Source organism: Mycolicibacterium psychrotolerans (genome assembly GCF_010729305.1).
In the GTDB taxonomy this organism is placed as follows: domain Bacteria; phylum Actinomycetota; class Actinomycetes; order Mycobacteriales; family Mycobacteriaceae; genus Mycobacterium; species Mycobacterium psychrotolerans.
In genome coordinates, this window is sequence record NZ_AP022574.1 from 3,125,933 (window position 1) to 3,140,745 (window position 14,813).

A 14,813-nucleotide genomic window follows, 5' to 3' on the forward strand; every position below is an offset into this window, starting at 1 on the left:
GTCACGCCTTGCGCACGGCCTTGTGCAGCGCCTCGAGCGCATCCTCGACCTGCTCTTCGCAGCGCAGCGCGAGGTCGTGCTCCTGCTGATAGAGCAGCCCGTAGGTGAACGTGTCCTCGCCGGCGGCGTGCGCCAGCTCGGCCTGCCGGCTCAGATGACTCCGGCTCACCACGCTGTCCTGGTGATCGCCCAGCAAGGTCTGGATGGACTTGGCGCGGTCGGCAACCTTGCCCTGCCCGGTCGCCGCCGCGGTGTAGCGCAGCTGCTTGGCGCGCTTGCGGATGCGGTGCAGCGCCTCGTCGACGTGCTCGTCCTGTTCCTCGGCCGCGGCGCGCGCCTTCTTCGCCGCTTTGCGGACCCGCTTGTAGGCGGAGTCGATCGTGACGTCGGCCCGCTCCTCGCCCGGGGCCGGAGGCGGCGGTTCGGCCGTCACCAGCGCTTCAAGCGCGTCGAGGAGGTGGAAGTAACGCGGCGACCGCATCGCCGCCAGCGACCGTTTCCAGCCGGTCTGGTATTTCTTCTGCGCGCCCTCGACCAGGCGCTCCCGCACCGGGCCACGCACATTCGATTCCGGCAGTCCGTCGAGCGCGCTCTGGTACCGCTCGGCCAGCACCTCCGCGTCGCGCGCGACGCCGAGGACACCGGCCAGCTCCCGCAGTTCGGCGAGAACCCAGTGATCGTCGGAGATCCCGAACGCCCCCTCGGAGGACTGCAGCAGGCTGCGGATCTTGCGTGTGGCCACCCGCATCTGGTGCACCGAGTCGTAGACATCCGACCTGACGGCGCGGTCCCACTCGATCAGCGCCGCGACCTGCTCGGCGACCGCCCGATGCACCGGGTCGCTCAGCGCTGCCGGAGAGTCGGAACCGTCGCCGGATCCGAGCACGCGCGCCAACTTCGAGCCGTGCCCGGCCGGGCGGGCACCGGCATCGAGGAGGCGTCGGGTCAGGGGCTTGAACAGATCACGGTCGGCGCCCTCGGTGAGCTCCAGCTCCCACTCGCGCCACTGCTGTTCCTCGCCGTCGACAGCGCTGGCCGTCACCTGGTCGTCGCAGAACTCGGCCACCGCCGAGCCGTCCGGACCGTAGAGCATCTGGACGCTGCGCGCCGTGCTGATCCGCGCCACCGGCGCCAGCCCGCGCTCCCGCACGATCGCGAGCACGACGTCGCGGAGGCTGTCGGGCACCTGCGGGTGAACCGGTGTGCCCTCCTCCAGTGGGGCGCGCACCTCGGTGCGGCTGTCCGGGCCCGCCGGGAGTTTCAGGTGCCAGCCGGCATCCGTGCCGCCGGTGCGGCGCCGCAGCGTGATCCGATGACGGGCCAGGTCGTGCTCGGCTGTGTCGTAGTAGACAGCGTCGAGTGACTGTGACGCCGACCGCTCGACGCGGGACACCGCGGTCAGTCCGTCGAAGGACGGGCTGACTGCCGATTCGACCACGTCGAACTTGCGCTCGGTCTCGGTGTACCTGGACGTTTCGGACGATCGGGCTGACATGGGCACCTTCGTTTCGGGCATCGCGGGGGACCCAAGATTGCCACACGGAAGTGAACCGCAAGCACCTGCGCCGTGATCGAACCGCTACCGACACGACGCCGAACACGGGCGCAGCCGCACGCATTCGTCGGCGACCCTCTTATGATTCTCTTATGAGTCCAGAACTGCGGCTCCACGACTATCTCGACGCCGAAGGCAATATCGAGATCCCGGCCGGAGTCACGCTGACGTCGTTCCTCGATCGACATGCCGAACAGTTGGGCGACGCCCCTGCCTACCGGTATCTCGACTTCGACCATGACCGCACGGTCGAGTTGACGTGGTCGGCGTTCCGCGCCCGTCTACGGGCGGTGGGGACGCGGCTCCAACAGGTCACCCACCCCGGCGACCGGATCGCGATCGTCGCCCCCCAGGGCGTCGACTACGTCGTCGGCTTCTTCGCCGCGATCCAGGCCGGAGCCATCGCGGTGCCCCTGTTCGCCCCGGAACTTCCCGGTCACACCGACCGGCTGCACGCGGTGCTCGGCGACGCCCGGCCCACCGTGGTGCTGACCACCACCGCCGCGGCGGAGCCGGTCCGGGAGTTCCTGCGCACGATCCCTCGTCCGCAGCGGCCCCGGATCATCGCCGTCGACGCCGTCCCCGACGCGATCGGCCGCGACTTCGTGCCCGCGCCGGTGGCAACCGACGACATCGCCTACCTGCAGTACACCTCGGGGTCGACACGGACCCCGGCCGGTGTCGAGATCACCCACCGCGGCGCCTGCACCAACGTCGTGCAGATGATCGAGTCGGTGGGGCTGGACTGGGACACCCGCAGCGTGAGCTGGCTGCCGCTGTTCCACGACATGGGTCTGCTGATGATCATGTTCCCGGCGCTGCTCGGCGTGCACATCACGCTGATGTCGCCCGTGGCGTTCGTGCGCCGGCCCTACCGATGGATCCGCGAACTGGGCGCGTCCGACAGGCCGACGTTCGCGGCCGCGCCGAACTTCGCCTTCGACCTCGCCGCCCAGCGTGGCCTGCCGCCCGCCGGCGACGCGCTGGACCTGAGCAACGTGGCCGGTCTGATCAACGGTTCCGAACCGGTCAGCATGGCCTCGATCGAGACGTTCACCTCAGCGTTCGCGCCGTACGGCCTGAATCCTGCGGCGATCAAGCCGTCCTACGGCATGGCCGAGGCGACGTTGTTTGTCTCCACCACCGAACCCGGCTCGTCGCCGGCCGCTGTGCACATGGATCGCGAGGCGCTGAGCCGCGGACAGGTCGTGCGCGTGGCCCCCGACGACCCGAACGCCGTGGTCGGCGTCTCCTGCGGGCACGTCGCCCGCAGCCAGTGGGCGGTGATCGTCGACACGCAGACCGAATGCGAGGTGCCCGACGGCCGCATCGGCGAGATCTGGCTGCACGGCGACAACATCGGCCGCGGCTACTGGGGCCGCACCGACGAGACCGAGTTGACCTTCCGCAACAAGCTGCAGTCGCGGCTGGTGCAGGCCAGTCACGCCGAGGGCGCCGCCGAAAGTGCCCTGTGGCTGCGCACCGGCGACCTCGGCGTCTACCTCGACGGGCAGCTTTACATCACCGGCCGCGTGAAGGACCTGGTGATCGTCGACGGCCGCAATCACTACCCGCAGGACATCGAGGCCACCGTGTCGGAGGCGTCGGCAGCGGTGCGGTCGGGGTTCGTCGCCGCCTTCTCCGTGCCCGGCGTCGGTCGCGAAGAGGTGGTGATCGTCGCCGAGCGCGCGCCAGGTGCCGGTCGTGCCGAGGCGGCGCCCATCGCCGAGGCCATCCGCGCAGCGGTGTCGCGGCGCCACGCCATTCCGTTAGCGGACGTGAAACTCGTTGCCGCAGGCGCTATTCCGCGGACAACCAGCGGCAAGCTGGCGCGCAGCGCCTGCCGGGCGCGCTATCTTGAGGGCGGCATCTGATCCGGCGGCGTTACAGTCCGGTGTGTGACTGACTACCAGACGATTGCCTTCGAGCGCTCCGGCGCGGTCGCCCGGATCACGCTGAACCGGCCCGACGCCGCGAACGGCATGAACGCCACCATGACGCGGGAACTCGCCGATGTCGCCACGCACTGCGACGACCCGGCGATCAAGGTGGTGGTGCTCACCGGCGCCGGACGGTTCTTCTGCGCCGGAGGCGACCTGAAGGATTTCGCGTCGGCACCGCATCGCGGCCGTCATCTGAAGGGCGTCGCCGACGACCTGCACCGCGCGATCTCGACCTTCGCCCGCATGGACGCCGTCGTCATCACCGCCGTCAACGGGACCGCGGCCGGCGCGGGATTCTCGTTGGCGGTCACCGGCGATCTGATTCTCGCCGCCGAATCCGCGTCGTTCACGATGGCCTACACCCGAGTCGGTCTCAGCCCCGACGGCAGCTCGACCTACTTCCTGCCGCGCCTGATCGGCATGGCCCGCACCAAGGAGCTGATGCTCACCAATCGGACGCTGTCCAGCCGCGAGGCACTCGACTGGGGCCTGGTCACCGAGGTGCTGCCCGACGGCGACGTCGCCGCGCGGGCAGACGAACTCGGGGCCGCCATGTCCGCCACGTCGGGTGGTTCCAACGGCGGCGTCAAGGCATTGCTGCTCGCCAGCTTCGCCAACGGACTCGAGGAGCAGATGGAACTCGAGGGCCGGTTGATCGCCCAGCGCGCGGAAACCACCGACGGGCGCGAAGGGGTGGATGCGTTCCTGGCCAAACGCAAACCCGGGTTCGCCTAGAAGGAGTGCTCCTCGGCGGGGAAGACGCCGCTCGCCACTTCCTGCGCGTAATCGGCTGCGGCGCGCCGTAGTTCGTCACCGACCGCGCCGAAACGCTTGACGAACTTCGCCGTCCTGCCGTTGGTCATCCCGGCCATGTCCTGCCACACGAGGACCTGCGCGTCGCAGTTGGGGCCGGCGCCGATCCCGACGGTGGGAATGGTGAGCTTGCCGGTGATCTGGGTGGCCAGCTCAGCCGGCACCATCTCCATCACCACGGCGAACGCTCCGGCCTCCTGCACGGCGATCGCGTCGTGGATCGTCTGCTCGGCGGCGTCGCCGCGGCCCTGCACCTTGAATCCGCCGAGGCCGTTGACGCTCTGCGGGGTGAACCCGATGTGGGCCATCACGGGAATGCCCGCGGCGGTGACGGTGGCGATCTGTTCGGCCACCCGCTCGCCGCCTTCGAGCTTGACCGCGTGCGCGCCGGACTCCTTGAGGAATCGGGTGGCGGTGGCCAGCGCCTGCGCCGGGCCCGCTTCGTAGCTGCCGAACGGCAGGTCGGCCACCACCAGTGCGTGCGGAGCGCCGCGCACGACGCCGCGAACCAGCGGGATGAGCTCGTCGATGGTCACCGGAACCGTGGTGTCGTAGCCGTAGACGACGTTGGCGGCGGAATCACCCACCAGAAGGACCGGGATCTCGGCCTCGTCGAACACCGCGGCGGTGGAGTAGTCGTACGCAGTCAGCATCGCCCACTTGTGGCCTTCGGATTTCCACTTGGCGAGGTGATGGGTGCGGACCCGCGTCCGCGGCGCACCGGCGCCGGCGACAGCACCGTAGACAGTCTGTTCAGACATCGTTGTCCCCTGCAGGGTCGTCGTTTCGGATCCTCGAGGCCGCTCCGGGTCCCCGGATTCCGCTGACCCGACCAGTCTGCCACCACGTCACCAGAAGTTGAACAACACGTTAAGTGGATTTGCTCACACCGGCGGACGCCGCGCATACGATCGGCGGATGCAACGGCTCAGCGGGCTCGACGCCAGTTTCCTGTACCTCGAGACCGCGGCCCAGCCGTTGCACGTGTGCTCGATCCTCGAACTCGACACGTCGACGATGCCGGGCGGATACACGTTCGACCGGCTGCGTGACCTGATGGCCGAACGGATCCGGGCGATGCCCGAATTCCGCGAGCGGATCGCCGACAACCGATTCAACCTCGACCATCCGGTGTGGGTGGACGACAAGGACTTTGACGTCGACCGGCACCTGCACCGGATCGGCCTGCCGTCCCCGGGCGGGCGCCGCGAACTCGCCGACATCTGCGGCCACATCGCCTCGCTGACGCTGGACCGGACCCGGCCGCTGTGGGAGATGTGGGTGATCGAGAACGTCGGGGCAACGGACGCGCACGAGGGCGGACGCATCGCGGTGATGACCAAGGTGCACCACGCCGCGGTGGACGGCGTGACGGGCGCCAACCTGATGTCCAAGCTGTGCACCACCGAACCCGACGCGCCCGCGCCCGAACCGGTCGACGGCCCGGGCGGCGGCAGCGACATCGAGATCGCCGTCAGCGGGGCCGTGCGCTTCGCCGCGCGGCCGCTCAAGCTCGTCAACATGGTGCCGACCACGTTGACCACCGTGATCGACACCGTCAAACGGGCACGCACCGGCATGACGATGGCGCCGCCGTTCGTCGCCCCCAAGACCGCCTTCAACGCCAACGTGACCGGACACCGCAACGTCGCGTTCGCGCAGCTGGATCTCGAGGACATCAAGACCGTCAAGAACCACTTCGGCGTCAAGGTCAACGACGTGGTGATGGCTCTGGTGTCCGGGGTGCTGCGGACGTTCCTGCTCAACCGGGGCGAACTGCCGAACAACTCCCTGGTGGCGATGGTGCCGGTGTCGGTGCACGAGAAGTCCGACCGGCCCGGCCGCAACCAGGTGTCGGGCATGTTCGCCCGGTTGGAGACCAACATCGAAGACCCCGCGGAACGGCTGAAGGCCATCGCGGAAGCCAATGCCGTTGCCAAGCAACACAGTTCGGCGATCGCGGCGACCCTGCTGCAGGACTGGACCCAGTTCGCCGCGCCCGCGGTGTTCGGCACGGCGATGCGGGTGTACGCGAGCAGTCGACTGTCCGGCGCCCGGCCGGTGCACAACCTCGTGGTGTCCAACGTTCCGGGCCCCCAGGGGCGGCTTTACATGCTTGGCTGCGAGGTCGAGGCGATGTATCCGCTCGGGCCGATCTTCCACGGCTCGGGACTGAACATGACCGTGATGTCGCTGTCGGGCAACCTCGACGTCGGGATCGTGTCGTGCCCGGAACTGCTGCCCGACCTGTGGGACATGGCCGACGACTTCGACGTCGCGCTGGCCGAACTGCTCGCGGCGACCCGGTAGCCACCCCGGCCCCGAACCGCGCCTCGCCAGCGGCGATGGGACTTCATGGCAGCATGTGGAGCCATGAAGTACACGACCGGGATCGCGAGATCCGGCCTCGTCCTCACCGCGGTGATCCTGCTCGTCGCCGGGTGCAGCAAGGTGGTGGACGGCCGCGCCATGATCTCGGTGCCGCGACCCGGCTCGCCGATCCAGTGGACGTCCTGCCACCCCGCCGGCCCGTCGGACCGCTCACGGATCCCGATCGGCGCCGAATGCGGTCTGCTCTCCGTGCCCGTGAACTGGGACAACGCCGACAGCGCCGACGGCGCCGTGGCCCAGATCGCGATGGTGAGGTTCAAGGCCACCGGCGACAAGATCGGATCCCTGATCGTCAACCCGGGCGGCCCCGGGGAATCCGGGGTCAACGCCGCTGCGTCGATGATCGCGACGCTGCCCGAGGAGCTGCGGCAGCGGTTCGACCTTGTCGGCTTCGACCCGCGCGGCGTGGCGAACTCCTCACCGGCGGTGTGGTGCAACAGTGACGCCGACAACGACAGGTTGCGCGCCGACAACGTCGTCGCCTACACGCCCGAAGGTGTCGCGCACATCGAGAAGCTCACCAAGGAATTCGTGCAACGCTGCGTCGACAAGATGGGCAAGGACTTCCTCGCCAACGTCGGAACCACAAGCGTGGTAAGGGATCTCGACGCCATCCGGCAGGCCATCGGTGACGAGAAGCTGACCTACCTCGGTTACTCCTACGGCACCCGCATCGGCGCAGGCTATGCCGAGGCCTACCCGGAGCGCGTCCGCGCGATGATCCTCGACGGCGCCGTCGACCCGAACGCCGACCCGATCGAGGCCGACATCCGGCAGGCCGCGGCGTTCCAGAAGGCCTTCGACGACTATGCCGCCGACTGCGCCAAGGACTCCAACTGCCCGCTGGGCACCGACCCGGCCAAGGCGGTGGAGGTGTACCAGTCGCTGGTGTGGCCGCTGGTGGACAAGCCGGCGCAGACCGCCGACCCCCGTGGCCTGAGCTACTCCGACGCCGTGGTGGGCACCATCCTGCCGCTCTACTCGCCGAACCTGTGGCGCCACCTGACGCAGGCGCTCACCGAGATCGAGCAGGGCCGCGGCGACACCATGCTGTCGCTGGCCGACCTGTACATGGGCCGCGACGCCCAGGGGCATTACAACAACTCCACCGATGTGCGCGTCGCGGTCAACTGTGTGGACAAGCCGGCGATCACCGACCGGGCCACGCTGGTCGAGCAGGACCGCCGGCTGCGGGAGGTGGCGCCGTTCATGAGCTACGGCGACTTCACCGGCTTTGCGCCGCTGGGCACCTGCGCGATGTGGCCGGTGCCGCCCACCAGCGAACGGCACGAGATCAAGGCGACCGGGCTGCCGCCGATCCTGGTGGTTTCCACCACCAACGATCCCGCCACGCCGTATCAGGCCGGCGTGGATCTGGCCAAGCAACTCGGCGGCACCCTGCTCACCTTCGACGGCACCCAGCACACCGTTGCGCTGCAGGGCGATGCCTGCGTCGACGACATCGCGACGCGCTACCTCGTCGACGTGACGGTGCCGCCGCCGGACACACGATGCTGACGGGGTAACAGCCCGGTCACCGTTGGGTCCCGGGGGACGCCCCCTGTCCCGTTGCATGACAGCATGGTCGCCATGTGGCGGGTGGGACGGGCGATTGCGGCTGTGTGCGTGCTGACGGCTGCGCTCTGCCCGCCCGCGCAGGCGGCGCCGAACACGGCGTGGGGCTCGTGCGCGGCGGTCGTCAAGGATGCGTCGCGCATTCCCGCCGCGCAGTGCACCACCGTGTCGGTTCCCGTCGACTACGCGAAACCCGATGGGGCGCAAGCACAATTGGCGGTGATCAAGGTGCCGGCCAGCGGCAGGCGGCTCGGCGTGCTGATCGTCAACCCGGGCGGACCGGGCGCGTCGGCCGTCGACACCGTCGCCGACATGGGTGGCGCCCTCGCCGGCTCGCCGATCCTGCAGCAGTTCGACCTGGTCGGTATCGACCCGCGCGGCGTCGGGCACTCCACCCCGCAATTGCGGTGCCGCAGCGACGCGCAGTTCGACGCGTACCGCGCGCAGCCGATGACCGACTACAGCCCCGCCGGTGTCGCTCAGATCGAAGGCGTGCTCAGCGATTTCGCGGGCGCGTGCCTGACGAACATGGGCCCGGACTTCCTGAAGGAAATCGGCACCGCCTCGGCGGTGCAGGACATGGACGCCGTGCGCGCCGCACTCGGCGAGGCCCAGATCAACTTCCTCGGCTTCTCCTACGGCACCCAGCTCGGCGCCGCCTACGCCGACCGCTATCCCGACCGGGTGCGTGCGATGGTCCTCGACGGCGCCGTCGACCCGAGCCTGGACCCCATCACCGAGAGCGTCAACCAGATGGCCGGCTTCCAGCAGGCTTTCGACAAGTACGCCGCGGACTGCGCCCAGGACGCCGAGTGCCCGCTGGGCACCGACCCCACCCAGTTCGTGACCCGCTACCACCAGCTCATCGACCCGCTCGCCGCGCGCCCCGCCGCCACGTCCGACCCGCGCGGGCTCAGCTACCAGGACGCGTTCACCGGCACCGTCTCCGGACTGTACTCGCCGCGCTACTGGCCGTTTGTCACCAGCGGCCTGCTCGGGCTGGCGCGCGGCACCGACCCGATCGACCTGCTGCTGCTCGCCGACGACTATCAGCAGCGGGACCGCAACGGCCACTACAGCAACCGGCAGGACTCGTTCACCGCGATCCGCTGCGTCGACTCGGCCTATCCCACCGACCCGGCCGCGTGGGCCGACGCCGACCGGCGCATCCGGGCTGCGGCCCCGTTCTCCGCCTACGGGACCTTCACCGGGTACGCGCCGCGCGATATCTGTGCGCTGTGGCCGGTGCCGCCGACGCCGGTCGTCGGTGCGGCCACCTCGCCCGGTCCCGGCAAGGTCGTCGTCGTGTCCACCACGGGCGACCCCGCGACGCCCTACCAGGCGGGCGTCGACCTGGCCCGCCAGATGAACGCATCGCTGATCACCTTCGAGGGCAGCCAGCACACCGTCGTGTTCAACGGCGACCAGTGCGTCGACACCTCCGTCGTCAATTTCCTGATCGACTCGGTCCCGCCGCCCGCCGGTTTACGGTGCTAGCAGCGCTGTAACACAGAATTAACAGGCGGAACCTAGGCTTCGGGCATGGACCGGCAGAAGGAATTCGTGCTGCGCACGCTGGAGGAACGCGACATCCGCTTCGTCCGGCTGTGGTTCACCGACGTGCTCGGATACCTGAAGTCGGTGGCCATCGCCCCCGCCGAATTGGAGGGCGCCTTCGAGGAGGGCATCGGCTTCGACGGCTCGTCGATCGAGGGTTTCGCGCGGATCTCCGAGGCGGACATGGTCGCCCGGCCCGACCCCTCGACGTTCCAGGTGCTGCCCTGGACGTCCAGCGCCGGTGACCACCACTCGGCCCGCATGTTCTGCGACATCACGATGCCCGACGGCTCCCCGTCGTGGGCCGACTCCCGGCACGTGCTTCGCCGCCAGCTGTCCAAGGCGAGCGATCTGGGCTTCTCCTGCTACGTCCACCCCGAGATCGAGTTCTTCCTCCTCAAGCCCGGCCCCGACGACGGCACCCCGCCGGTGCCCGCCGACAACGGCGGCTACTTCGACCAGGCCGTCCACGACGCCGCCCCGAACTTCCGCCGCCACGCCATCGACGCCCTCGAACAGATGGGCATCTCAGTCGAGTTCAGCCACCACGAAGGCGCGCCGGGCCAGCAGGAGATCGACCTGCGCTACGCCGACGCCCTGTCGATGGCCGACAACGTGATGACGTTCCGCTACGTGGTCAAGGAGGTGGCGCTCGGCGACGGCGTGCGCGCCTCGTTCATGCCCAAGCCGTTCGCCGAACACCCCGGTTCGGCGATGCACACGCACATGAGCCTGTTCGAGGGCGAGACCAACGCCTTCCACAGCGCCGACGACCCGCTGCAACTCTCCGAGATCGGAAAGTCCTTCATCGCAGGCATTCTCGAGCATGCGCAGGAGATCAGTGCGGTCACCAACCAGTGGGTGAACTCCTACAAGCGGCTCGTGCACGGCGGTGAGGCGCCGACCGCGGCGTCGTGGGGCGCGGCCAACCGCTCGGCTCTGGTGCGGGTGCCGATGTACACCCCGCACAAGGCGTCGTCGCGGCGGGTCGAGGTGCGTAGCCCCGACTCGGCGTGCAACCCGTACCTGACGTTCGCGGTGCTGCTCGCCGCCGGCCTGCGGGGCATCGAGAAGAACTACGTGCTCGGTCCGCAGGCCGAGGACAACGTGTGGAGCCTGACCCCCGAAGAGCGACGAGCCATGGGATACAAGGAGCTGCCCGGCAGCCTCGGCGTGGCGTTGACCCAGATGGAGGACTCCGAACTGGTCGCCGAGGCGCTCGGCGAGCACGTCTTCGACTTCTTCCTGCGCAACAAGCGCGCCGAGTGGGAGAACTACCGCAGCCACGTCACGCCGTTCGAGCTGAAGAACTACCTGTCGCTTTAGTCGAAGGACGCTCGGCTAGATTCACCGGTATGGCCAAGCCCGCGACGCAGCGTCCCAAGCTGCCCGGCGTCGGCCGACTCGGGCTGGTCGAGCCGACGGCGCAGGCCGATCTGGAGCAGCTGGGCTGGACCACCGACGCGCACGTCGAGCTGCTCTGGTCGCTGTCGCGGGCGCCCGACGCCGACACCGCGCTTCGTGCCGTCGTCCGGCTCGCCGAGGCGCTGGGCACGGAGTGGGACGAGCTCAACGGCGCCCTGCTCAAGGACCGCGGTCTGCGTGGCCGGCTGTTCGCCGCACTGGGCTCGTCGCTGGCGTTCGGCGACCACCTCGTCGCCCACCCGCAGTCGTGGCATCTGCTCGCAGGCCGCGTGAACCTGCCCACGCCTGCAGAGCTCGCGCGGATGTTCGCCGAGATCGCCGAAAACGAAAACATAACCGGCACAACGGCTGCCGCGCCTGAGCTGCGCACCCTGTACCGGGACCGGCTGCTGGTGCTCGCCGCGCTCGACGTCGCGCCCACGGTGGAGAACGAGCCGGTGCTGCCGTTCACGGTCGTGGGGGAGCATCTCTCCGACCTCGCCGACGCCGCGCTGCAGGCGGCGCTGACCGTCAGCATCCGTGCGGTGTGCGGGGACAGAAAGGACACGGACGACGAGCCGCCCGCACTCGCGGTGATCGCGATGGGCAAGTGCGGCGCCCGGGAACTGAACTACGTCAGCGACGTCGACGTCATCTTCGTCGCCGACGACGGCTCGCACGGCCGGCTGGCGCTGGCCACCCGGATCGCCGGGGAGATGATGCGGCTGGCCTCCGACGCGTTCTTCGAAGTGGACGCCGCGCTGCGCCCCGAAGGCAAGCAGGGTCCGCTGGTGCGCACCCTGGATTCCCACGTCGCCTATTACGAGCGGTGGGCCAAGACCTGGGAGTTCCAGGCCCTGCTGAAAGCGCGCTCGGCCGCCGGTGACGCCGCGCTCGGCCGCCGCTACCTCGACGCGCTGATGCCGATGGTGTGGACGGCCTGCGAGCGGGAGGACTTCGTCGCCGACGTGCAGGCGATGCGCCGCCGGGTGGTCGAACTGGTGCCCGCCGGGGTGCGGTCGCGCGAACTGAAGCTGGGTACCGGCGGCCTTCGCGACGTCGAGTTCGCCGTGCAGCTGCTGCAGTTGGTGCACGGCCGCGTCGACGAGTCGCTCCATGTCGCGTCGACCGTGAACGCGCTGGCCGCGCTCGGCGAGGGCGGTTATGTCGGGCGTGACGACGCGGCGAACATGACCGCCTCGTATGAGTTCCTGCGGCTGCTCGAACACCGGCTGCAGCTGCAGCGCCTCAAGCGCACCCACCTGCTGCCCGAAGACGACGACGACGAGGCGATGCGGTGGCTCGCGCGCGCCGCCCACATCCGGCCCGACGGCCGCCACGACGCGGTGGGGGTGCTGCGCGAGGAACTCAAGCGCCAGAGCCACCGGGTCTCGCGGCTGCACGCCAAGCTGTTCTATCAGCCGCTGCTCGAATCGGTGGGCCAGACCGCGCTCGGTCTGGGCATGAGCGCCGAGTCCGCCGAACGTCAGCTCGCCGCACTGGGATACGAGGGCCCGCAGAGCGCGCTGACCCATCTGGCCGCCCTCACCGCGAGCAGCGGGCGCCGCGGCCGGGTGCAGCAGGTGCTGTTGCCGACGCTGCTGGACTGGTTGTCCGACACCCCCGACCCCGACGCCGGCCTGCTCAACTACCGCAGGATCAGCGACGAATTAGCCGAGCAGCGTTGGTATCTGGCGACGCTGCGCGACGAGGGCGCGGTGGCCAAGCGGCTGATGCACGTCCTGGGCACCTCGGCGTACGTGCCGGAGTTGCTGATGCGCGCACCTGAGGTCATCCAGCTCTACGCCGACGGACCCAACGGCCCGAAGCTGTGCGACGTCGACACCGACGGCGTGGCGGGTTCACTGGTGGCCTCGGCGGCCAGGCACAGCGACCCGATCCGGGCGATCGCGGCGGCGCGCTCCCTGCGGCGGCGTGAACTGGCCCGCATCGCGTCGGCAGACCTGCTCGGCATGCTCGATGTCACCGAGGTGTGTGCCCAGCTGACGTCGATGTGGGTGGCGGTGCTGCAAGCCGCACTCGATGCCGTGATCCGCGCCAACACCCCGAAACACGGTCCGCCCGCCCGCATCGCGGTGATCGGCATGGGACGGCTCGGCGGGCGCGAACTCGGCTACGGCTCCGATGCCGACGTCATGTTCGTCTGCGAGCCGCACGACGGCGTCGAGGAAGCCGTCGCGGTGAAGTGGTCGGTCACCGTCGCCGAACAGGTTCGCTCCCGGTTGGGAACGCCCGGCGCGGATCCGCCGCTGGAGGTCGACGCCAACCTGCGGCCCGAGGGCCGGCAGGGTCCACTGGTGCGGACCCTGGCCTCGTACGCCGCCTATTACGACCAGTGGGCGCAGCCCTGGGAAGTGCAGGCGCTACTGCGCGCGCACCGGGTGGCCGGCGATCTGGAACTCGGCGAACGCTTCCTGCTGATGATCGACAAGACGCGGTATCCGGCCGGCGGGGTGTCCCCGCAGACGGTGCAGGAGATCCGGCGGATCAAGGCGCGCGTCGACGCCGAGAGGCTGCCCCGCGGCGCCGACCCGAACACCCACACCAAACTGGGTCGCGGCGGGCTGGCCGACATCGAGTGGACAGTGCAGCTGCTGCAGCTGCGCTTCGCGCACAAGATTCCGGCGCTGCACACCACCTCGACGCTGGAGACGCTCAACGCGATCGGGGCGGCCGAGCTGATCGCCGAGGGGGACATCGAACTGCTGCGCGACGCGTGGCTGACGGCGACCCGCGCGCGCAACGCGCTGGTGCTGGTGCGCGGCAAGCCGACCGATCAGTTGCCGGGCCCGGGCAAGCTGCTCAACGCCGTCGCGGTGGCGGCGGGCTGGCCCGACGGCGACGGGGGAGAGTTCCTGGACAACTACCTACGGGTGACGCGACGCGCGAAAGCCGTCGTGCGCAAAGTGTTTGGAGGGTAAGTGGAATTCACGGTCGATGTGATCAGCGCCGAGGACTTCGAGCGGCAACGCCGGGTCTACGAGCCGTTGACCGACGCGCTGCGCACGCTCATCGACGTCGGGATCCACACCGAGGTCGACGAAGCGACGGTGCTGCTCGCTCTCGAACACCTCGAGGAGGCCACGGCGCTGCTGGAGCAGCGCACGCGCCCAGGCCGGTCCACGCTGCGTCACGCCGACACCGGCAGGCCGGTGGTGTGGGCCAATCCCGCTGTCGGACTGCGCAACGCGATCGCGCCGCCGATGGTCGTCGAACACGAGCCCGACGGCAGCTGCTGGAGCGAGTTCACCCTCGGGCCGGCCTACGAAGGCCCGCCGGGGTGGGTGCACGGCGGCATCTGCGCGCTGGTGCTCGACCACATCCTCGGCGAGGTGGCCAGCGAGGGACTGAACCTGCCCAAGTTCACCGGCACCATCAGCGTGCGCTACCGGCGCGGCACCCATCTGGGGCCGGTGCGCGCCGAGGCGTTCGTCGAGCGCAGCGAGGGCGCCAAGACGTTCGCGCGCGGACACCTGAAGGACGCCGATGGGGTGACCGTCGAGGCCGAAGGGGTCTTCATCATGCCCGCGTGGGCGCGGGACGCCGGCTGAGCG

At 69.6% G+C, this 14,813-nt stretch carries 10 protein-coding genes; 8 read left to right on the forward strand and 2 right to left on the reverse strand.

The annotated features are described in order from the left end of the window. Position 1: 1 nt before the first annotated feature. Positions 2-1,495 (reverse strand): CYTH and CHAD domain-containing protein, encoded by a 1,494-nt coding sequence (locus G6N45_RS15245; RefSeq protein WP_163723047.1) that lies wholly within the window; start codon positions 1,493-1,495, stop codon positions 2-4. Positions 1,496-1,647: 152 nt separating this feature from the next. On the opposite strand from G6N45_RS15245, the gene G6N45_RS15250 reads away from it, so the two are divergent. Both G6N45_RS15250 and G6N45_RS15255 read left to right on the forward strand, forming a co-directional pair. Next, on the forward strand, positions 1,648-3,429 hold the full coding sequence (locus G6N45_RS15250) for a fatty acyl-AMP ligase (protein WP_163723048.1): 1,782 nt from the start codon (positions 1,648-1,650) through the stop codon (positions 3,427-3,429). Positions 3,430-3,453: 24 nt separating this feature from the next. Then, positions 3,454-4,233 carry an enoyl-CoA hydratase/isomerase family protein gene (locus G6N45_RS15255; RefSeq protein WP_163723049.1) on the forward strand — a complete coding sequence of 260 codons (780 nt, stop codon included), beginning with the start codon at positions 3,454-3,456 and terminating at the stop codon, positions 4,231-4,233. Here G6N45_RS15255 and panB read toward each other — a convergent pair. Then, positions 4,230-5,072 carry a 3-methyl-2-oxobutanoate hydroxymethyltransferase gene (panB, locus tag G6N45_RS15260; RefSeq protein WP_163723050.1) on the reverse strand — a complete coding sequence of 281 codons (843 nt, stop codon included), beginning with the start codon at positions 5,070-5,072 and terminating at the stop codon, positions 4,230-4,232. The genes G6N45_RS15255 and panB overlap by 4 nt on opposite strands. 157 nt (positions 5,073-5,229) lie before the next feature. On the opposite strand from panB, the gene G6N45_RS15265 reads away from it, so the two are divergent. The 6 genes from G6N45_RS15265 to G6N45_RS15290 all read left to right on the forward strand — a co-directional run bounded on the left by G6N45_RS15265 (position 5,230) and on the right by G6N45_RS15290 (position 14,810). Then, positions 5,230-6,621 carry a WS/DGAT/MGAT family O-acyltransferase gene (locus G6N45_RS15265; protein ID WP_163723051.1) on the forward strand — a complete coding sequence of 464 codons (1,392 nt, stop codon included), beginning with the start codon at positions 5,230-5,232 and terminating at the stop codon, positions 6,619-6,621. A gap of 63 nt (positions 6,622-6,684) precedes the next feature. Further along, on the forward strand, positions 6,685-8,220 hold the full coding sequence (locus tag G6N45_RS15270) for an alpha/beta hydrolase (protein WP_179965183.1): 1,536 nt from the start codon (positions 6,685-6,687) through the stop codon (positions 8,218-8,220). A gap of 63 nt (positions 8,221-8,283) precedes the next feature. Continuing rightward, entirely contained in the window at positions 8,284-9,774 is a 1,491-nt protein-coding gene (locus tag G6N45_RS15275; RefSeq protein ID WP_163723053.1) for an alpha/beta hydrolase, read from the forward strand. Between the two features lie 45 nt (positions 9,775-9,819). After that, entirely contained in the window at positions 9,820-11,160 is a 1,341-nt protein-coding gene (gene glnA / locus G6N45_RS15280) for a type I glutamate--ammonia ligase (RefSeq protein WP_163723054.1), read from the forward strand. Positions 11,161-11,189: 29 nt separating this feature from the next. Then, the gene (locus G6N45_RS15285) at positions 11,190-14,180 is read left to right on the forward strand and encodes a bifunctional [glutamine synthetase] adenylyltransferase/[glutamine synthetase]-adenylyl-L-tyrosine phosphorylase (protein WP_163723055.1); all 2,991 of its coding nucleotides are present in this window, start codon (positions 11,190-11,192) and stop codon (positions 14,178-14,180) included. After that, entirely contained in the window at positions 14,181-14,810 is a 630-nt protein-coding gene (locus tag G6N45_RS15290) for a PaaI family thioesterase (protein ID WP_057148549.1), read from the forward strand. It abuts the gene before it with no gap. Positions 14,811-14,813 lie beyond the last annotated feature (3 nt).